The sequence below is a fragment of the Phytohabitans flavus genome, assembly GCF_011764545.1.
Classification (GTDB): Bacteria; Actinomycetota; Actinomycetes; order Mycobacteriales; family Micromonosporaceae; genus Phytohabitans; species Phytohabitans flavus.
In genome coordinates, this window is sequence record NZ_AP022870.1 from 5081837 (window position 1) to 5100969 (window position 19133).

Here is a 19133-nt window from a genome sequence, read left to right on the forward strand (position 1 = left end):
CCGCGCGTTCCAATACGACGCCAGGTGCGGTCCTGTGATCGCGCCCCGCGGGCTAAGGGATCGGTCCGCCGTAGTCCATCCAGAAATCGATGGCCGCGGGTCGTGGGCGAGGTGCCACCGCGGTGTCGTCGCCGAACCCCATGACGTATTCCGGTGCCTGCTCCACGGTGGGCCAGACTGGCAGCCCGGGTGCGTTCGGGTCGCCGGTGCGGACGAAGTTGACCCAGTAGGTGCTCATCTGATCGCGCAGCCTGTAGTCGACTTCCTCGTACTCGGCGTCGCCGTCCTTGCCGAGGTTGTCGTAGGCGTACATCACTTCCGCACCGTGGTAGGCGCCGAACTTCTCGAGGCCGTCTTCCGGTGGGGTACGCGTGAAGTGGTAAAGGTAGGCGGACCGTTCGCCGGTCTGTGTCTGTAGGCGGGCCCAGCGGTACATGGCCCGGGTCATGATCTTGTCCGTGTCGGCCCGCAGGCGGGACTCGAGCACCTGCTCCCGCGTCTGCCCGGGGTACAGACGGAGGAAGCCTTCCGCGTCCTCGCCGTACGTCTCGCGCGCCGACGCCTGATACTCGTGCACATCGGTGTCCGGTGGGCTGGCCAGAGCGAGCGAAGCCTCGTCCCCGTTGCTGCCGACAAGGGTCGGCACGTCCAGCTGGTCGCCAGAGGCGTAGATCTGCGCCGGCGACCGATCCAGCATGTGGCCGTCGACGGAGGGGCGCCAGTGAGCGTCGAGCGATCCCGCCGCATCCAGGATGCGCTCGACGGGCATCGCGCGCATCTGCGCCACGGTGGCGCCGTCCAACTCCTCGCTCAGGCGCCGGCCCGTCTCCTCGGCCGCCTCCCTGGTGTCGGTCTGGTCGCCCCGGTCGGTGTTTCCGGTGGTACCCATGCACGCCCCACTTCCGGCGATGATGCCGTCCACGAGGCCTTCGGCAAGCGGCGTCGCGCCCAGGATGCAGACGCTCTCGCCGCCGGCCGACTCGCCCGCGATCGTCACCCGGTCAGGGGAGCCGCCGAATGCAGCGATGTTCTGACGGATCCATTCCAGCGCCGCGATCTGATCCAGGATTCCGTAGTTGCCCGAAGCATCATCCTTGGACTCCGCGGCGAGTTCGGGGTGGGAGAGGAAGCCGAACACGCCCAGCCGGTAGTTGAGGGTGACAGTGACCACCTCGCCGCTGGAGGCGAGTGCCTCGCCGTCGTAGATCGGCAGGGCGCCGGAGCCGGTCGCAAAGCCCCCACCGGGGATGTAGACGAGCACGGGAAGCTCCGCCGATGCGGGCTTCGTGCTACGCCAGATGTTGAGGGAGAGGCTGTCCTCGCTGACCGGATACGGGTTGAGGAACGTGCCCTCCAACGGAATGTCGACGACCTGCGAGAGCGCTCGCGTGAAGAACGTGGACGTGCCCTGAATCGGAACGTCGGAGAACCGATCGGCGGTGAAGAGCTCCGTGCGCGGTTCGAGCGGCTGGGGCGGGCGCCACCGCAGCTCTCCCACCGGAGGCCGGGCGTACGGGATACCCGCGAAGATTTCGACAGTGCGATCGTCGTTCTGGACGCCTCGGACGGGTCCCTCCTGGGTCTGGACGAGCGCCGAAGGCTGGGGATCGGCGCCTCCCGCGATGCGGTTCTGCGGCGGTGGGTAGGCGAAGACGGCCGTGGCGCACACGACTGCTCCGGCAAGCAACCATGCCCCTACCTGAAGCAGGACGCGCCCCCGAAGCCACCAGCGCGCGGTCACGCCGAGCACCACAAGCAACGCGGCAAGAAGCACCAAGCCCCACCACGGACTCCGGTTAAGCCAGGCGAGCACGAACGCGATCGCCGTCAGCGCGAGCAGCGGCACCCAGTATCGGAGAGATCTCACGAACCTGATGAGCAGATCGCCCCTTGCCGAGAGGGTCACTGCCGTGGCTCCCAGCGAAACAGCTTCGCGGCGAGCGCGGTCGCCACGACGACCCATCCGAGTGTCGGGGCCAGCAGGACCAGCGCTTCGGTGACGGGTACACCGCCGTTCCAGGTGTTGACGACCAGCTCGGTGGCTGAGCCTCCGGGCAGCAGCCGCTTGAGCAGGGTCAGGCTCTCGGTGCCGGTGATGCCAACCCAGCTGGCCACAGTGATGGTGCTCAGGCTGAGGGGCAGCGTGGTGACCTGTGCGTGCTCGGGAGAGCGGGTAAAGCCGGCGGTGGCGATGCCCAGGGCAAGCAGCATCACGAACGTCGCGGCGACCGCCACCGCCAGGAGCGGGATGTTGGCAGGCCGGCCGCTCACGGCGGCGAACACCCCGAGGATCAACACCACCTGGACCAGGGCGATCACGCTGACCGGGAGTACCAGGCCGGACAGGATCGCCGGATCGCGGGCCGCGGTCGAGCGCAGTCGCTTGAGGAACAGGTTCTGACGGCGAGCGGCAAGGGTTGTCACCGCTGTGGTGTAGAGGCTGAATGCGCCAATGGTGGAGACGATCACGGCTGCGATGTAGCCGAGACTGCCGATCCTTTCGAACACGTCGCGGAAATAGATAAAGAAGGCGCTCGCCGCTACGGGCATGATGAGGTTGGTGACCAGCACGGCCCGGTTGCGAAGGATCGAAATCAGTTCGCTGTACGCGATGGAAAGCATGACGGCTCCACGTATCCAGTCTTCAGGCGAGCGTCGGATCGGCGTCGAGGGCGCGAAATACGTCATCCAGCCGGGTCGGCGCGGCGGACAGCCCGACCAGCTCGACCGCGTGGAAATCCGCCCAATCGAGCAGCTTCTTGAGGTCCGCCTGAAGGTCGAAGGTCTCGATCAGGTACGCGCGGTCGGGCATCCGGGCCGATCGCACCGGCGGTTCCGGAGCGTTGGGAGGAAGTGAGAACGTGATGGACGCAGGCAGCGTTCGGGTCAGCTCCGACACCGTTCCTTCGCGGCGGAGGGTGCCACGGTGCATCAGTCCGATACGGTCGGCGCGCTGCTGCGCCTCTTCCAGGTAGTGGGTTGTCAACACGACGGTGGAACCGTCCGCGCGCAGCTGTTCCACGGCATCCCAGAGGGCGTCGCGGGACTGGATGTCCAGCCCCGTGGTGGGCTCGTCCAGGAAGATCAGCTCGGGTCGTCCGTACACGGCGGTGGCGAAGTCGAGTCGCCGCTTCTCGCCGCCGGAAAGCTGCGACACCCTTGTGTCGGCCTTGCCGGTGAGGTCGACGATGCCGAGTACCCGCTCGACCGTGTCGGAACGCTGAGTAAGTCGGCCGATCAGCCGAACAGACTCTGAAACGGTCAGATCGGGCGAGAAGCCGCTCTCCTGAAGCATGATCCCCATCCTGGGCCGCACCGCGCGCCGGTCCGTCGGGCTCTTGCCGAAGATCCGCACCGTGCCCGACGACCCCCTTCGGTGTCCCTCGATCACTTCCAGGGTCGAGGTCTTCCCCGCACCGTTCGTACCGAGCAGTGCGTAGAGCTCCCCCGCTCGACGTGGAACGACAGATCCTTGACGGCATGGAAGTCGCCGTAGGTGACGTTCAGCTCGTCCACACCGATGACGGGACTGGCGCGACCAGTCATGACGGCGACTGGCCCTTCGAGCTGTGCCATGGCGGTGGCCCCACAGACTTCCGATCCGATCGGTACGGAAATCACGTTAGCACATCTGAACCGATCGGTCCAAAAGGAGTACGCTTCTACCCATGGACAGCACCCGGCAGGCGAAGATGGGCCGCCCCAGGGGCTTCGACGCCGATGAGGCCCTCGACCGCGCCCTCCTGGTCTTCTGGGAACGGGGCTACGACGGCGCCAGCCTGACCGATCTGACCGACGCCATGGGCATCAGCCGCACGAGCATGTACGCGGCCTTCGGCGACAAGGAGGCCCTGTTCAAGGCAGCACTGGAGCGCTACTCCCAGGGCCCCGCCGCGTACGGTGCCCAAGCGCTCGAGGAGCCCACGGCACGGGAGGTGGCCTCCGCCTTCCTGCACGGCTCGGTCCGGACCACGACCCAACCCGGCCGGCCCGCCGGCTGCCTCCAAGTCCAAGGCGCCCTAGCCGCCAGCACTTCAGGGCGACCCGCTCGTGACGCCGCAACGCAGTGGCGCAACGACGCATACTCCCGCCTTCGCGACAGGTTCCAACGGGCCCAGGACGAGGGAGATCTCCCGCCAGACGCTGATGCGGGACTGCTCGCCCGGTACGTCATGGCAATGGGGAACGGGATCGCTGTCCAGGCCGCCGGCGGAGCCGGTAGCGACGAACTCCACCGCGTCGCCGACGCCGCCCTGCAAAACTGGCCGCCCACCTGACGGCGACCGCGCCGGCGTTCGGGGGAGATGTGGTGGCCCCAAGCAGGCCGTTAGGACGCTAGGCGCGGCTGTTCTGCGGCCCCAGAGCCCTCGGGAGCCAGGGGTGCGACAGGACCCCCTCTCGTCGCCTTGCACCGCCATACGATGAATTTGTGAGCGAGAAATCGAGCGACCTTGGCGCGTTTCTGAGTGCTCGGCGGGCGCTGGTGACACCGCAGCAGGCCGGCATCCCCGACGTGGGCGTGCGACGCGTGCCGGGCTTGCGGCGCGAGGAGGTCGCCATGCTTGCCGGCATCAGCGCGGACTACTACCTGCGCTTGGAGCGGGGCCGCGATCGCAACCCGTCAGTGCAGGTGCTCGAGTCCATCGCACGCGTACTGCGGCTCGACGACGAGCACCTGGCCTACCTGCTGACGCTGGTCGCGGACGTTCCCCGAAAGCGCCGGCGCCGACAGCGCAAGGAGACCGTCCCGCCGGGTGCGCTCAAGCTCCTGCACTCCCTCGTTCAGCCCGCTTTCGTCGAGGGTCGGTACTTCGACATCCTGGCCTCGAACAGCCTCGCCCGAGCTCTCTCTCCAGGCCTTGCCGAAGGAGGGAATCAGCTCAGAGATCTGTTCCTGAACCCTGCCGAGCAGGCTCACTACCCGGATTGGGAAGACATCACGGAGTGCTTCATCGCGAGCCTGCGGCAGGCCGTGGGCACTGACATCGACGATCCCCGCTTCATCGAACTCACCGGAGAGCTCTCGTTGGCGAGCGCGCGATTCCGCCAGCTGTGGGCACGCCATGAAGTACGCGGACAGCGCGGGACGCCGATCCGGTTCAATCACCCGCAGGTCGGGGAGCTCATCCTCAACCGTGAACGGCTGAGCATCGGCGGTGCGGAAGGCCTGATGCTCGTCGTGTATCACCCGGACGCCGGGTCCAGCAACGCCGAGAAGCTGACTCTCCTGGCTTCCGCGGACCTACCCGTCATCCACGAGGCACAACAAGCGGTGCGGCAGGCCAGTACCTGAACCGAATCGCCGCCATCACGATCCGTAGAAAGACGCACGCATGACAACCATCGGGATCATCGGGGCCGGCGAGGTCGGAAGCCAGATCGCTCGCGCGGCAATAGCAAATGGGTACGAGATCGTGATTGCCAACTCGCGAGGGCCCGAGACCCTGAAAGGTCTTGTCGAGGAGCTGGGCCCGCGGGCACGCGCCGCGCGGCCGGCGGAGGCGGCAGCGGCGGGAGACTTCGCGGTCGTCGCCTACCGTTACAAGCCCACCCACGACCTGCCCGTCGAGGCGCTTGCCGGCAAGATCGTGCTAGACACGAACAACTACATGATCTGGCGCGACGGCAACTTCCCGGTGATCGACTCCGGCCAGAAGACGGTTCACGAACTGCGTCAGGAACAGCTTCCTACGTCGAAAATCGCCAAGGCATTCACGCACATCCAGGCTCCCAGCCTGTTCAGGCTGGCCCGACCCGCTGGCGCACCCGACCGGCTGGCGCTTGCGGTTTCGAGCGACTACCCCGAAGCCGTCGATCTCGTCACCAGGTTGTACGACCAGTTCGGATTCGACACCGTCGACAACAGCCCCCTGAGCGAATCCTGGCGAAGTGCTCCTGGCACGCCTATGTGGCACCACCATGTGCACGGGCAGAGCCGCGAGGAGCTCATTCACAACCTGCGACGAGCGAAGCGCGCCGCCCTGGCGTGACGTCCCGCAACCAGCTCGCGCCGGGCTGGTGAAACGGCCTGATCGGCCATGCATTTCGAAAGGATAGAAATGACTGTCACCCTGATCACCGGAGCCAACAAAGGCATCGGCTTCGAGACCGCCAAACAGCTTCTGGAGCTAGGGCACGATGTCTACATCGGCGCACGTGATCTCAAGCGAGGCGAGTACGCCGCAGCAGCGCTCGGAGCGCGATTCGTCCAGCTCGACGTGACCGACGACGCATCCGTGAGCAGCGCACTGGCGACAATCGACGCGGCCGAGGGCCGACTCGACGTCCTGGTGCACAACGCGGGCATTCTGGAGACCGGGCTCGACGGCCCCGCCGCCCTGCGATCCTTCGACACGAACGCGGTGGGAATCGTACGCGTCACGGAGGCGGCACTCCCCCTGCTTCGCAAGTCATCGAATCCTAACGTCGTCACCATCTCGAGCAGCGCCGGGTCGTTCTGGGCGGTGAACAATCCCGAGCGGCCGGAGTTCGGATTGCCGCTCGCGCTGTACTCGGCGTCCAAGTCCGCGGCCACCATGCTGACGGTGCAGTACGCCAAGTCCCACCCGGGCATCAAGTTCAACGCCCTCGAGCCGGGCACCACCGCCACCGACATGACCGCCCCCTTCGGAATCGGACGACCCGCAGAAGAAAGCGCCCGACACGTCGTGCGCCTGGCGACCCTGGACCCGACCGGACCGACGGGCACCTTCCAGGACGAAGCAGGAGAGCTGCCTTGGTGATCACGTGCGAACAGTTCGGCGGTGGCGCGTTGGCACAGAATGGCAAGCCGCAGCATTTCCTCGGGCAGCGCTGACATGTCCCGGACCGCGTCGAACATCTCCCGGACCGCGTCGGAGGAGGGCTCGCCTCCCCCTCGCTGATGAGTCACCACGTGGCGAAGCGCGTCCCTGAACACATCTCCAGTCGACCCGGGCCAGACGGTCACGCCGACGCGCATCGCAGCGAAGACTTCGGCGAATGCACGGGTATCGGGTAATCCTCGGCCGTAGAGGTTGATGAGCTGCGGGAACTCGCGCAGGAGGTCCGGCTGTGTGGGCGGCCGCGATCAGCTCGTGCCGCTCCCGGCCCGTACACCCAAGGCCTCGGTCCCGTACCTTCCGCACGGCTATGTTGATGTGACCGACAAGCTCGTTCTTCTGATCGATCCAACCCCATGCGGCACCAACCGCCGCCGCAGGAGTGACGACGTCAATCCCACCACTCGCCAGCACGGCGACACCCAAGAGTCGGTTGAGCCGGGAACTCCAGCCGTCGTCAGTCGCGCCGAGGATCCGGCACGCCATCTCGAACGACATCGACGAGTGACCCACAAGATCTCCCATGTCCGTGTCCGAACCTCCGGGCACACTACAGCCAGAAAGTCGACTGGCCTGCTTATGTGGAGTGCTTGTCCGGTCGCCGACACTTGCTTGCCCGGGGCAACGGGTGCAGACAGCCTGAGTCCGAATAGGACCGTTGGGCCACACACGTGTCGAAAGAGGCTGCATGGCGAACCTGGAGAGGGTGCATCTGACTCCTGAGCAGATGTCCACTGCGGTCGCCACTGGCCGGCTCGACCTAACCCGCAAAAACCTGACGACACTGCCGGACGAGATATTCGAGCTGCCGAATCTCACCGAGCTGATCCTGTACGACAATCGCCTGACCGCGTTGCCACCCCGGATCGCCGAACTCAAGACACTCCGGAAGCTGGTCGTCCAAGGCAACCGCCTCCGGCAGATCCCGCCCGAGATCGATGAACTCGCCGACCTCACGATGCTCGCCCTCGGCGACAACCGCATCACCAGCCTGCCCGCAGAGCTGTGGCGGCTCGGAAAGCTGCAGGACCTGCTGCTGAGCGACAACCAGCTCACCGAGGTACCGCGCGAGATCGAGCATCTCACGGTCCTTTCCCGCCTCGACCTGAGCTACAACGAGATCCTCACCTTGCCGCGCGAACTCGGCCGGCTGGGCAACCTCCAGATCCTCGATCTGACCGGCAACCAGATCGCGTCGGTGCCGCCCGAACTCGGCCGGCTGACCAACCTGCTCCGCCTCAACCTCGGTTCCAACCGCCTGACCCACCTACCAACCGAGGTGGGCCAGCTGGCCAACCTCCGTGAGTTCGACCTGCGGGGCAACCTCATCACCACACTGCCGGCCGGACTGGCGCACACCCTGCGCCGCGGAATGCGGGTCAACCTGCGGGGCAACCCGCTCCAGGAGCCGCTGCCCGAGCTGCTCGCACGGAGCACCGACGCGGTCGCAACCTACCTGGAGAGCCTGGAGACGGCCACCGCCCAGTACGAGGCCAAGATGATCCTCATCGGTGAGGGCAACGTCGGCAAGACGTCGCTGGCCGCGGCGCTCGACGACGCCCCTTTCGTGGCCAACCGGCCTACCACTCATGGCATCGAGGTCCGGTCGCTGGTCGCCACCCACCCGCGCGCCGGGACACCGATGACGCTGCACACGTGGGATTTCGGCGGCCAGGAGGTATACCGGGCCACCCACCCGTTCTTCTTCAGCCGGCGCGCGCTCTACCTGGTCGTGTGGAAGCCGCGCGAGGGGCAGGAGCAAAACGACGTCGAGGGGTGGCTGCGCCGGATCAAGATCCGGGTCGACACGGAGGCCCGGGTGCTCGTCGTCGCCACGCACTGCGACGAGCGGCGGCCCGAACTCGACTACCCCCACCTGGCGCAGCTCTTCGGCGAAATACTCCACGGGCGGTTCAGCGTCGACAACGCCAGCGGCAGCGGCGTCGCCACGTTGCGTACGGCGGTCGCCGAGCAGGCGGCGAACCTTCCGCACATGGGACAACTGCTCAGCAGCCGATGGATCACGGCCCGCGACGAGATACTGGCGCACGCGGGTAAGCAGCTGCAGATCCCGTACGAGAAATTCGTCGAGGTGTGCCTGCGGCATCAGATGACCGAGGAGGAGGCCGCGACGCTGGCCGGCCTGCTGCACGACCTCGGCCAGATCATCTACTACGGCGACGACGACGGCCTCCGCGAACTCGTGGTGCTCAACCCCGAGTGGCTGACGAAAGCCATCGGATACGTCATCGAGGACGAGGCCACCGTAGACGCGCAAGGGGTCCTCGACCACGGACGGCTGCGGGAGATCTGGCGCAAGCGGCCGGACTGGCCCGCGTACACCAGGGAGTTCCACCCGTACTTTCTGCGCCTGATGGAGAAGTTCGACATCTCGTACCGGCTGGAAGCCCCTGGGCACCGCAGCCTGGTCGCCCAACTCGTGCCGTTCGAGCGACCGGAGCTCGAGTGGGACCTGCGCACCCCGGTGCAGCCTGGGCAGCGGGCGTTGACCCTGGTGTGCGAGACCAGCGAGCCGGCGTTGGGGCTGATGGCGTGGCTGACGGTGCGGCACCACCGGGCTTCCGTCGGACGGCACTGGCGCTCGGGATTGTTTCTGCGGCACCAGGTGCCGGCGTACGACTCCGAGGCGCTGGTGGAGCTGGTCACCGACCGGCAGCTCGTCGTGCAGGTGCGCGCGCCCTCGCCGGACCTGTTCTTCAACGTGATCCGGGATAGCGTCGAAGACCTGCTGACGCACCGGTGGCCCGGCATGACCTACCGGCTGTACATTCCGTGTCCGACGAGCTCGGTCGGCGGCAAGGTGTGCCCGGAGAGGTTCTCGCTGAAAGGCCTATTGCGGCTGCGCGAGCACGGGCACGCCACACGCACCTGCGAAGGCTGCGTCATCACGTACGACATCTGGTACTTGCTGACCGGCTTCGCACTGCCAAGCCATCCGCTCAAGTCCGACCTCGACCGGCTCAGCGGCGAGATACGTGAGGTGGGGCAAGGCGTCGACGAGCTGCGCCGTTACGCGGCCGACATCGCCAACGCCGTCCGCCTGATGCTGAAGGCGATCGCGGTCGAGGTCGACGACTGCCCGCGGCTGTTCACGCTGACCGACGTGTCGACGGGTGTGCTGCGCCGTCGCCACCACCGGGTGACGCTGTGGTGCGAGCACCCCGGCAGGTGGCATGCCGTGCCCGAGGCCGTCTACGAGGTGCGCAAGCCGCAGCGGTGGCTGGTGGAGATCGCCCCGTACGCCAACCTGGTGTTGAAGGCGTTGCGCCTTGCGTTTCCGATCGCCTCCCGAGTGGCCGGTCTCGTGCTCTCGGAGGAGCGGTTCAAGGAGAGCGAGCGGGAGCTACAGCTGATGGAAGCGATCATCGACCGGCTCCCTTCTGACGTTTTGAGCAGTGGCTGGGAAATCGAGACGCCTGAGGTGTCAACCAAGCTCACGCTCGCCGAGGGGCAGGCACTGCGCGCGCTGCGGCAGTTCCTACGTGAGCAAGATCCGGCGCGCGCGTACGGGTCGCTGCGGCGGGTCATGGCCGAGTCGGGCGACTTTCTGTGGGTGTGCCCTCAGCACTACGCTGAGTACGACCCGGGTCTACCCACGATCCCTGGCGCATAGCAGGCGCCACGGCGCCGCCCGCCTAATAGGCTCTGGCGGGTGGATGAGACCTCGACGCTGTACCAGGCGGCAGCGGACCGGTTCGCGACGGCTAAGGCGGGCACGCGGAGTGCGGCTGCGGAGGCGTTGATCGCGCTGGCCGCGGCCGATCCGGAGCTGCGTCAACCAGTCGCGGACACGCTGTGCGCGTGGCTGCGCACACCGCCCGCCGACGCGGCCGGGGAGCGTCGCGTGGTGTTGCGTTTGCTGACCGACCGGCTGCGCACGACTGGCGGCGAGTGGGAGGGCGTCAGCGTTGACCTGTCGGGTGCGACGCTTGTCGATGTCGATTTCCGCGGTTGCCGGCTCGACGGCGCCGGTTTCGCCGACGCCCGGTTCGTTGGCACCGCCATCTTCGACGGCGCCACGTTCGACGACGATGCCCTTTTCCAGCGAGCGGTCTTCCACGGGGACGCCTCCTTCGCCGGTACGGGGTTCGGCGGCCACGCCGTCTTCGGCCGTGCCCGGTTCCGCGCGCGGGCGGACTTCACTGGCGCGTCGTTCAGCGGCATGGCGTGGTTCGGTCGGGGCACCGAGACGTGGTGGGACGACGACGAGGCGTGGGACACGGTCGAGGAGATCGATCCGGCGCCGTGGGACGAGCTCAACGAGGACGATCCAGAGTGGCCGGTCGCGGTGCTCATCGAGGACTACCAGGACTGGGAAGAGGGCGGCGACGGGGCGCGGTTCGCCGCCGACGTGTCCTTTGTAGATGCCCGCTTCGCGGGGCCGGCCTGGTTCTACTACGCCCGGTTCGGTGCGGCGGCGACGTTCGCCGGGGCGCGGTTCGCCGGACGCGTCCACCTCGACCAGCCCGCCGTCGACCTCACCCGCGCGCACTGGGCCAGCGGCAACGAAGACGGCGAGTCGGTGTGGCCGCTGGGCTGGACGGTGCGGCCGGCCGATGGCGGTGACCTTGTCCCGGACACCTCGGTCGCGCCGTACACCGGGCAGCTCGCCGTCCCCGATCCCGCCGTCCGCGCGGCCGGCCTGGGGATCCTGGACCAGCTCGGCGACGACCGGCCCGAGCTGCGGCAGCGGGTCCTGGCCACGCTCTGCGCGTTTCTGCGGATCCCAATCCCGTTCGACCTGCGCGCGAACGGCCGCACTACCGAGCAGGTCGCGCTGCTGAGCCTACGGCAGCAGGCGCAGCAGCTCATCGCGCGGCGGCTTCGGCCAGGCCCGGGCCAGTGGCCAGGCATGAACCTCTGGCTCAGCGGCGCCACGCTCGTCGACCTGGACCTCAGCGGCTGCGAGGCTCGGTTCGTCGAGCTCACCGGCGCCCAGTTCCACGGCACTACCCGGTTCGACGGCAGCCGGTTCGGCCAGGCGTCGTTTACGCTGGGCGGGCCGGAAGGCCGGGCCACATTCCACGGCGATGTCGTGTTCGGCGCCGACCCGCCCGCCCACGTGGTCCTCCACGGCCACCGATGATCCGCCGCCCGCGACGTACACGGCCGAGCAGATGGCTGAGAAACTCGCCGCGCTCCGGCGTGGCGAGATCAAGCCTGCCGTCGGCAGACGCGCCCACCGAGCCGAGAGCCCGTCTCGACGCCTTGATGACCGCGTTCACCCGCTACAACCTCACGTGGGAAACCCAACTGCGGACCTCGCTACGCCTGTCCCTGGAACCGGCCGCCGACCAACCCGTGCTGCGCCAAGGCCGCGCCATCGGCTGGATCACCGAAGCCCTGACACCACTCGAAGAAAGCCACCCGTACGTAGACATCACCCGGCTCGCGATCGCCATCCGGTCCGCCACCGGCATCGAAACGCTGATCTGGCTCGTCGACATCGCTGGCGACACCCGCGAAGAAGCCACCGCCACCGTCAAGGCCACCGCCCAAGCCTTGCTCAGCGCCGCCATCCACAACGGCTGGCGCGGTCCGGGCATCAGGTGTCGGTTGGCCAGTTGCGGAGGATGGCATCGAGGGCGTCCAGGGTTCTCAACCAGGAGGCGTCCACGGGGCGTGGGTGGTGACGAAACCCGCCGGCCTTTTCCAGGCTCACGTAGCCGTGGAGGGTGCTGTGCAGCATGCGTACCGCATCGGTCTGCGCGGGCTCGGCCAACTTGTAGCCGCGCAGGATCGCTCGGGTCATCTCAGCGTGGCGGCGGGCCGCGGTCGCGGCCGCCGTCTCCGGGTCGAGGTCGATCTGCATCGCGGCGTACCGGCCCGGGTGTTGCTTGGCGTAGTCGCGGTAGGTGTTGGCGAAGGCTACGAGGGCGTCCTTGCCCGCGCGGCCGGCCAGCGCGGCGGCGGCACGATCGGCGAGCTGATCCAGGGCCAGGGCGGCGAGCCTGACGCGTAGGTCCCGTGCGTTCTTGATGTGGGCGTACAGGCTGGCGTCCTTGACGCCGAAGCGGCGGGCGAGCGCCGAGACGGTGACCTTCTCCAGACCCACCTCGTCGGCCAACTCCGCCGCGGCCAGAGTCAGGCGTTCGGCGGTCAGCCCTACACGTGCCATGCGGGACGCTCCATACCTGATCGGATTAACCAGTTGCCTAGAGCTATTAGGCTACTACCTATGAGACCGATGACCGAGCTCGCGATCCGGGGGAGCTTCGTCAACTGCACCAAGGGCGAGGCGCGACGCCTGCCGATACCCAAGGATCTCGATGAGCGACCATGGCACGACTTGGACTTCCTCGGATGGCAGGATCCTTCCGCGACGCAGCGCGCCTACCTTGTCGCCGAGTCCGACCCGGGGCTCGTCGGCGTGGCGCTGCGAGTGGCGACCCAGCAGGGGCACATCCGGCGCAGCATGTGCTCGATATGCCTCACGACGCACACCGGAAACGGCGTCTCGCTGATGACCGCACGCAAGGCCGGCCCGAACGGGCGACTCGGCAACTCCGTCGGCATCTACGCCTGCACCGACCTGGCCTGCTCTCTCTACCTGCGCGGGCAGAAGAAGGCCGGACGGCACCTCGATGAGACGCTCACCCTCTCGGCGAGGATCGAGCGAACCACGACCAACCTCGCCGCCTTTCTGCACAAGATCCTCAGCTGATCACACCGCCGATACGTCATCCGGTGAGCTGGCGGTTAGTCGGTGTGGCGGTGGCGAGCCGCCCGCACAACGCCGCCAAGGTCTGCGGCCCTGCCACGGCGCCCGCCGCGGACGCCTGAGCGAATGCGTCCTTGCCTAGCGCCGCCACACCGATCCGCGTGACCACGTCGATCGCCTTCTGCTCGGCAGGCGGAATGCCGCGGTTGGCCAACAGCAGCAGCTCCCCCGCCGCACCGACCATGGTCGCGGCAAGCACAGGGTCGCCTGCCGCGACGAGCGCCGCGTGCTGTGCCAGCATCAGCGCCGCCTCCTCCTGCGTCCGGCGTTCGTGGCGCATCGCGTGCGGCAGCGTCCGCCGCAGCAGCTCTGCCGCCTCGCCGGCCCGCCCGGCCGCGTGCCACACGAGGGTGCGCCGCAGGTCGACCACGGTCACCGTGCTCAGGTCCTCACCGGTGTCGCCGAGTAGCAGAGTGGCGCGGTCGATCGCGGCCAGCGCCGCGCCCGTGTCGCCGTGCGCCAGCCAGATCAGCGCGCCGGTGCTGGCGGCGGTCGCCGCGCCCCGATGGTGCCCGGCGGCCGCGAACAGCGTGGTCGCCTCCTCGGCCCGCCGCGCCGCGTCGCCGAACGAGCCAGCGTCGCGGGCGTTCTCCGCCAGGTTGTTCAGAGTACGGGCGAGCTCGATCGGCCCGGCACCGCCGCGACGCTTCGCGACCAGGGCGGCGGCCGTCTGCCGCTCGGCGTCGCGCAACCGGCCGTCGAAGGCCGAGCACACCCCCAGGTTGTTGAGCACTCGGCCCAACAAGACCAGGTCGCCGGCCCGGCGCGCCTGCACCAGCGCGGCACGCAGGTGGGATCGGGCGCCCCGCCAGTCACGAACCTCCAGCCCAACCCAACCGAGCAAGAGCCGCGCCTCGGCAAGTCCGATGTGGTCATCTGGCGCCAGCTGCGCCACGGCCTGGTCGCCGAGCTGCCTTGCTGCCTCGGTGTCGCACCGCAACAGGGCCAACCGGCCGGCGCGGACGAGTCCGGCCCCGCCCATGCCAGACCAGCTGAACGCGGCCTGGCCCTCGCTGTACCGTCCCGTCAGGTCATAGTGGCGGTACAACGCGTCCATGACCGCCGGAGTCAGCAGCGCCGGATGGTCGCGGACGGCGATCTCGACAGCGGCGCGGAGGTTGTCGGCGTCCGCCCCCGACAGCGCCCGCCCGGGCGCCGGATCATCGCACCACGCCACGACGAGGGCAAGGTAACGGGCCGCGGCCGCCCGCCGCACGTCGCCGCCCTGGGCCGCGGCGGCCAGATCCTCGACCGCGAGCTCACGCACCGCGTCGGGCAGCGTGTACCGGTACCAACCGGCTTCGTCGGCCACCCTGACCAGGCTTGTCTGCACTAACTCCTCGACGGCGGGCAGGCAACCGTCAACGTCGACGTTCAGTGCGGCCGCCACGGTTTCGAGATCGGCCAGGCGCGCGCCGCCCGGAAACGCGCCAAGCCACCCGAACACCGTCCGTGTGCCGGGCGTGACCAGATCGAGGCTCGACTCGATGGCGCCGCGCAGCGACCGGTGCCGATCGGGCAGGTCGACCGGGCCGCCCGACAGGACGTGGAGGCGCCGGTCGAGCCGGCTGGCCAGCTCGCGCACGCTCAACACCCGCATCCGCGCCGCGGCCAGCTCGATCGCGAGTGGCAGTCCCTCCAGACGGTGGCAGATCTCTGCCACCACCTCGTTGTCCACGCCGCCCACCCGCCACCCCGGATTGGCGGCGGCCGCCCGGCGTACGAACAGCTCGGCGGCGGCGACGGCGGGCAGCGGCGGCAGGTGCAGCTCCCGTTCGCCGCTGACCCGCCACGGGCGCTGGCTGGTGGCCAGCACAGTCAGGCCGGAGCAACGGCGTACCAGCGCCGCAACCAAAGGCGCGGCGGCCACGACGCGCTCGACACAGTCGAGGACGAGCAGCACCCGCCGGTCGCGAAGCTCGGCCGCGACACGGTCCTGCGCGGCCAGCTTCGACCGCCCGCCCGCCCCCACCACCTCCGCGATCAGCTCGCCGAGCAGGGCTGGCTCGGTCACCGTGGCCAGCTCGAGGGTGTATATCGACAGTGGCGCCCCCGAGAGGAACGTGCTGATCAGCTCCGCGACAAGCCGGGTCTTGCCCACACCGGCGGTGCCGACAACTGTGACGATCCGATGCCGCCCACCAAGAACAAGATCGGCAAGCGCCCCGAGGTGCCGCTCACGGCCGACAAGGTCACCGGACGCGGCCTGATGAGCGCTGGTCAGCGGCGCCGACAGCGCCACCGCACGCCCCTGCGCCGCCGCGGTGAACGCGACAAGCTCGACCCCGGCCAATCCGAGGATCTCGGCTAGCGCCGCGACAGTATGCCGGCGTGGGCTCTTCGTCACCCCCGCTCGAGGTCACGCAAGGCCCGCTCGCTGAGCCCGGACCGGCGGGCGACCACGGCCTGGCTCAGACCCGCCGCCACCCGATGGCGCAACAGCAGCTCACCGAACGTACAGACCGCCGCGGACTCGACCACGCGGGCAACGTACGCCGATCAAGGCCTCACGTGCGAGCAAGCCGGCCGCTATCCGACAGACCAAACGTCACAGCGTGGTGCCGGGCCCAGTCAGCGTGGCCATCACCTCGTCGGCGCCGGGCATGGCTTCGACCTCCGCGGCGGCTTGCGGCAGGATCAGCTGCGGCAGGCCGTGGGCGAACGCGCCGAGCATGGTGCAGGCGCCGCCGTGCGAGATCACCAGGCGGCAGCGTTCGCGGGCGATCTGGCCATGGCGGCCGCTTCCCGCCGCGAGGACACACCAAGCTTGTCCAAGATGGACGCGACATGCCGGTCGACGGTGCGCACCGACAGCACCAGCTTTGTGGCGATCTCGGCGTTGGTCAAACCCTCGGCGAGTAGTGAAAGCACACCAGCCTGCCGGCGGGTCAGCCCGGCCGGGTGTGCCCGCGTGGCGGCCAGCGGCCCGCGTGGCACCGTCCGCACGCCCCGGCGGCGCAGCCCGCGCCGGACCAGGCGGGCCGCAGCGATGGCGCCCAGCTCGTCCAGCATCCGCACCGCTTCGACCGCGGCCTGGAGCGCGCCAGAGTCGGCCAACGTCAACGCACGCTCGTACGGACCATCATCCACATTGGATATGTCTGGCTCCCCGGGCGCCAGCAGACCGGCACGCCGTGCGTAGCGCCGCAGCTCGGCGTCGACCGGCTCCGCGCCGGGACGGTCAGAGTGCGGCCGCCACCCGTCGAGCACCGCCGCGGCGACGTCGGTCCGCCCACACAGCCAGGCCCACTCCATCAGGCCGGTACCCGCGTAAGCCAGCCCGATCAGGGATCGCTGGGCAAGTGCGTGCCGCCACGCCGCCTCCAGCAGTGGTCCGGCCTCGGGCGCGCCGCGCCGGGCCAGCAGCCGGGCATACTGCGGCTCGGCGTAGAGGCGTAGCATGCCCGGGTCCTCATCCCGCTCGATCAGCGCGGCCAGCCCCGCCTCCGCACCGGCCCAGTCGCCGCGACGCATCCGCAGCAGGCAGGCGTGGACCTCCAAGTTGTAGGAGTGCGACCAGAACCCCCGGTCCCGGGTGAACGCCAACCCGTCGGCCAGGCAGCGCTCCAGCTCCTCGAGGCGGCCGTACCGGTACAGCAGCTCGCCCAGGTTGGTGTAACCGCGCGCGGCGTGCTCGTAATGCCCGTGGGCGAGCGCGAGGTCGAGGCTCCGGCGCAGTAGACCGATGCGACCGTCCGGGTCGAGGCCGGGCCCGGCCAGGCTCTGATAGTTGAGGCAGAGCTCGACCAGATCCACCCGCCCCGCACGCTCGGCCAGCTCGGATGCCCGCGACAGCGTGCGGTCGGCACCCGGATCGCCGACCAGCGCCAGGATCGCCCCATGGTTCGTCACCGCGAACGCCGTCGCCGCCGCCGATCCGGCCTGCTCCAGTGTGTCGACCGAAGCCCGGGCGGTCCGCTCCGCTTGGCCGGTGTGGCCCACGAGGTAGTAGAGCCGGGACAGCCGGACCAGGGCCTGGCCGTGCGCCACCGCGTCGCCCAAGCCCGCGTACCCGGCCACCGCCCGCTCGCCGACCGCCACCGCGGCGCCGAACCGGTGCGCGTTGTGCAGCTCCCACGCGTACCCGTCGAGAACGGCGGCGCTCTGCTCTGGCGGCAGCCGGTCGGCGTGCGCGGCAGCCGCCTCGAAGTGCGCCAGGGCCTGCCGGTGCGATCCGGCCGCGGCCGCCTCCCGTCCCGCCCCTGGGGCGTACTCCAGCACCGTGCCGGCGTCGCCGCCGCGCGCGGCGTGGTGCACCAAGCGCGTTGGATCCGGCCGATCCTGGCGCCGCAGCGCCGCGATCACCGCCCGGTGCAGCATCCGGCGGCGAAGCGCGGGCAGACTGGCCTCGATCGCCTGCCGAGCCAACTCGTGCCGGAAACCCACACCGTCCGCCCGTACCCGCAACATGCCCTGCTCCTCCGCGGCCACGAGCACGTCCAGATGGTCGCCATCCAGCAGCTGCTCCAGCAGCGCGAAATCGACCCAGCCCGGCACGACCGCGAGCTGGGCCAGCGCCGCCTGGCAGGCCGGATCAAGCCGCCGCACACGGGCGAGTACGGCCTCGGCGACCGTGGCCGGCACCTGCCCCGGCGCGACGGCGAGCGCCTCGGTGACGAAGAACGGGTTGCCCGCGGTGAGGTCGTGCAAGGACGCCGCACGCCAACCGGTGCCCGCGGCCAGCTCACCCACCGCCGTCACCGACAACGGCCGCAGCAGCACCTGCCGAACCGTCCCAGCGCCGAGCCAGCGCTCCAGCCGATGCCCGGCTGGAGCGCCGCCGTCGCGAACGGCGACCACCACGACCGCGGGTAGGTCCCCCACCCGCCGCGCCAGATGACCGAGCACGTCCAGCGTCGCGTCGTCAGCCCAATGCAGGTCCTCGACCATCAGCACCGTCGGTCGCGGACCGCGTAGCTCCGCGACCGCCGCCTCGAACACACCATCGCCGCCACCTGCCGCCAGGGCCAGGTCCAAGGGCCCGCCGGTGCCGGTCACCGCGTCCCGCAGCGGCCCGTACGGCCTGGCCGTAACCAGGTCCTCGCACGCGCCGTACAGCACCCGCAACCCGGCCGGCAGACCTTCCCGAAACACCCGCAGCAGGCTCGACTTTCCCATCCCCGCCTCGCCGCGGACCAACACCACCCGACCCCGCCCCGCGACGGCCTCACTCACCGCCTCCAACAGCACCGCGAGCGCCCCCGCCCGCTCCAACAGCACGTCCCGCACACCGACCTCCCCCAAGGTGGCTCCCCACGGACGAACGCACGCCGTCCCGGGCTAACCAACCCTGCGCCAGGCCGGTAGCTCGAAAGGACCGGCCGGCACCAAACTTCCGCTCAACTGCCGGTGCTGGTCGCCCGCCCTCTTGGGTCCGGCGGTTCGGCCGGGTCCGATCACTTGAGCAGGCCCAGCCTCCGGAGCAGGTCGATCGACACCCGCCACGCCTCGACGTGCAGGCTGCCCCTTGATGCGGGTCGATGAGCCGCTTGTACGCGGTGGCCGACATGGACTTGCCGTCGCTGAGTGCGGTCCGCAGGAAATTGATCTCGTGCATCTCGTGCGCGAAC

18 protein-coding genes are annotated in these 19133 nt (G+C 69.2%); 7 read left to right on the top strand and 11 right to left on the bottom strand.

The genetic code is table 11. The features are described 5' to 3' along the window. Positions 1 to 52: 52 nt before the first annotated feature. Genes Pflav_RS22185 through Pflav_RS46025 form a run of 4 tightly spaced genes read right to left on the bottom strand, consistent with a single transcriptional unit; the run spans position 53 to position 3546 of the window. Complete coding sequence (locus Pflav_RS22185) at positions 53 to 1867, bottom strand: carboxylesterase/lipase family protein (protein ID WP_232071747.1); 1815 nt, start codon at positions 1865 to 1867, stop codon at positions 53 to 55. Between the two features lie 35 nt (positions 1868 to 1902). Further along, positions 1903 to 2622, bottom strand: coding sequence for an ABC transporter permease (locus tag Pflav_RS22190; RefSeq protein WP_173037877.1), 720 nt, complete (start codon positions 2620 to 2622; stop codon positions 1903 to 1905). 22 nt (positions 2623 to 2644) lie between these two features. Next, positions 2645 to 3391: an ABC transporter ATP-binding protein gene (locus Pflav_RS22195; protein ID WP_232071749.1), complete on the bottom strand. Its 747-nt coding sequence runs from the start codon at positions 3389 to 3391 to the stop codon at positions 2645 to 2647. After that, a complete protein-coding gene (locus Pflav_RS46025) occupies positions 3388 to 3546 on the bottom strand; it encodes a hypothetical protein (protein WP_232071751.1) in 159 nt (52 codons plus the stop codon). Before Pflav_RS46025 ends, Pflav_RS22195 begins: the two co-directional genes overlap by 4 nt. A 122-nt stretch (positions 3547 to 3668) precedes the next feature. Between Pflav_RS46025 and Pflav_RS22200 the strand changes: the two genes are divergently transcribed. The 4 genes from Pflav_RS22200 (at position 3669) to Pflav_RS22215 (ending at position 6743) form a co-directional block, all read left to right on the top strand. Then, on the top strand, positions 3669 to 4277 hold the full coding sequence (locus Pflav_RS22200) for a TetR/AcrR family transcriptional regulator (protein ID WP_173037879.1): 609 nt from the start codon (positions 3669 to 3671) through the stop codon (positions 4275 to 4277). 152 nt (positions 4278 to 4429) lie between these two features. Continuing rightward, entirely contained in the window at positions 4430 to 5293 is an 864-nt protein-coding gene (locus Pflav_RS22205; RefSeq protein ID WP_173037881.1) for a helix-turn-helix domain-containing protein, read from the top strand. A gap of 40 nt (positions 5294 to 5333) precedes the next feature. Beyond that, complete coding sequence (locus Pflav_RS22210) at positions 5334 to 5990, top strand: NADPH-dependent F420 reductase (protein WP_173037883.1); 657 nt, start codon at positions 5334 to 5336, stop codon at positions 5988 to 5990. A 69-nt stretch (positions 5991 to 6059) separates the two neighbouring features. After that, positions 6060 to 6743, top strand: a complete 684-nt coding sequence (locus Pflav_RS22215) for an SDR family NAD(P)-dependent oxidoreductase (RefSeq protein WP_173037885.1) — start codon at positions 6060 to 6062, stop codon at positions 6741 to 6743. Here Pflav_RS22215 and Pflav_RS48890 read toward each other — a convergent pair whose 3' ends face one another. Next, positions 6744 to 7511 carry an NACHT N-terminal helical domain 7-containing protein gene (locus tag Pflav_RS48890; protein ID WP_415624329.1) on the bottom strand — a complete coding sequence of 256 codons (768 nt, stop codon included), beginning with the start codon at positions 7509 to 7511 and terminating at the stop codon, positions 6744 to 6746. Between Pflav_RS48890 and Pflav_RS22220 the strand changes: the two genes are divergently transcribed. Together Pflav_RS22220 and Pflav_RS22225 are read left to right on the top strand one after the other, a co-directional pair. Beyond that, positions 7510 to 10455 (top strand): COR domain-containing protein, encoded by a 2946-nt coding sequence (locus tag Pflav_RS22220; protein ID WP_173037887.1) that lies wholly within the window; start codon positions 7510 to 7512, stop codon positions 10453 to 10455. The genes Pflav_RS48890 and Pflav_RS22220 overlap by 2 nt on opposite strands. A gap of 39 nt (positions 10456 to 10494) precedes the next feature. After that, a complete protein-coding gene (locus tag Pflav_RS22225; protein ID WP_173037889.1) occupies positions 10495 to 11928 on the top strand; it encodes a pentapeptide repeat-containing protein in 1434 nt (477 codons plus the stop codon). A 179-nt stretch (positions 11929 to 12107) separates the two neighbouring features. On the opposite strand, the gene Pflav_RS22230 is transcribed toward Pflav_RS22225, so the two are convergent. Together Pflav_RS22230 and Pflav_RS22235 are read right to left on the bottom strand one after the other, a co-directional pair. Further along, positions 12108 to 12341, bottom strand: coding sequence for a hypothetical protein (locus Pflav_RS22230; RefSeq protein WP_173037891.1), 234 nt, complete (start codon positions 12339 to 12341; stop codon positions 12108 to 12110). 46 nt (positions 12342 to 12387) lie between these two features. Next, on the bottom strand, positions 12388 to 12960 hold the full coding sequence (locus tag Pflav_RS22235; protein WP_173037893.1) for a TetR/AcrR family transcriptional regulator: 573 nt from the start codon (positions 12958 to 12960) through the stop codon (positions 12388 to 12390). Positions 12961 to 13020: 60 nt separating this feature from the next. On the opposite strand from Pflav_RS22235, the gene Pflav_RS22240 reads away from it, so the two are divergent. Then, positions 13021 to 13506 (top strand): FBP domain-containing protein, encoded by a 486-nt coding sequence (locus Pflav_RS22240; protein WP_173037895.1) that lies wholly within the window; start codon positions 13021 to 13023, stop codon positions 13504 to 13506. A 16-nt stretch (positions 13507 to 13522) separates the two neighbouring features. Here the strand turns inward: Pflav_RS22240 and Pflav_RS22245 are convergent, their stop codons facing one another. The 4 genes from Pflav_RS22245 to Pflav_RS22260 form a co-directional block, all read right to left on the bottom strand. Beyond that, complete coding sequence (locus Pflav_RS22245; RefSeq protein ID WP_173037897.1) at positions 13523 to 15910, bottom strand: ATP-binding protein; 2388 nt, start codon at positions 15908 to 15910, stop codon at positions 13523 to 13525. Then, positions 15907 to 16044, bottom strand: a complete 138-nt coding sequence (locus Pflav_RS22250; RefSeq protein WP_173037899.1) for a helix-turn-helix domain-containing protein — start codon at positions 16042 to 16044, stop codon at positions 15907 to 15909. Before Pflav_RS22250 ends, Pflav_RS22245 begins: the two co-directional genes overlap by 4 nt. A 67-nt stretch (positions 16045 to 16111) precedes the next feature. Further along, positions 16112 to 16264: a hypothetical protein gene (locus Pflav_RS22255; protein ID WP_173037901.1), complete on the bottom strand. Its 153-nt coding sequence runs from the start codon at positions 16262 to 16264 to the stop codon at positions 16112 to 16114. Beyond that, on the bottom strand, positions 16261 to 18807 hold the full coding sequence (locus tag Pflav_RS22260) for an ATP-binding protein (protein WP_173037903.1): 2547 nt from the start codon (positions 18805 to 18807) through the stop codon (positions 16261 to 16263). The genes Pflav_RS22255 and Pflav_RS22260 overlap by 4 nt, the downstream gene beginning before the upstream one ends. Positions 18808 to 19133 lie beyond the last annotated feature (326 nt).

Excerpts from the sequence above, each read along its gene's own strand:
- Pflav_RS22215 (WP_173037885.1), top strand. The coding sequence starts at position 6,060 with ATGACTGTCACCCTGATCACCGGAGCCAACAAAGGCATCGGCTTCGAG.
- Pflav_RS22240 (WP_173037895.1), top strand. The coding sequence starts at position 13,021 with ATGAGACCGATGACCGAGCTCGCGATCCGGGGGAGCTTCGTCAACTGC.
- Pflav_RS22235 (WP_173037893.1), bottom strand. The coding sequence starts at position 12,960 with ATGGCACGTGTAGGGCTGACCGCCGAACGCCTGACTCTGGCCGCGGCG.
- Pflav_RS22190 (WP_173037877.1), bottom strand. The coding sequence starts at position 2,622 with ATGCTTTCCATCGCGTACAGCGAACTGATTTCGATCCTTCGCAACCGG.
- Pflav_RS22210 (WP_173037883.1), top strand. The coding sequence starts at position 5,334 with ATGACAACCATCGGGATCATCGGGGCCGGCGAGGTCGGAAGCCAGATC.
- Pflav_RS22220 (WP_173037887.1), top strand. The coding sequence starts at position 7,510 with ATGGCGAACCTGGAGAGGGTGCATCTGACTCCTGAGCAGATGTCCACT.
- Pflav_RS46025 (WP_232071751.1), bottom strand. The coding sequence starts at position 3,546 with ATGACTGGTCGCGCCAGTCCCGTCATCGGTGTGGACGAGCTGAACGTC.
- Pflav_RS22200 (WP_173037879.1), top strand. The coding sequence starts at position 3,669 with ATGGACAGCACCCGGCAGGCGAAGATGGGCCGCCCCAGGGGCTTCGAC.
- Pflav_RS48890 (WP_415624329.1), bottom strand. The coding sequence starts at position 7,511 with ATGCAGCCTCTTTCGACACGTGTGTGGCCCAACGGTCCTATTCGGACT.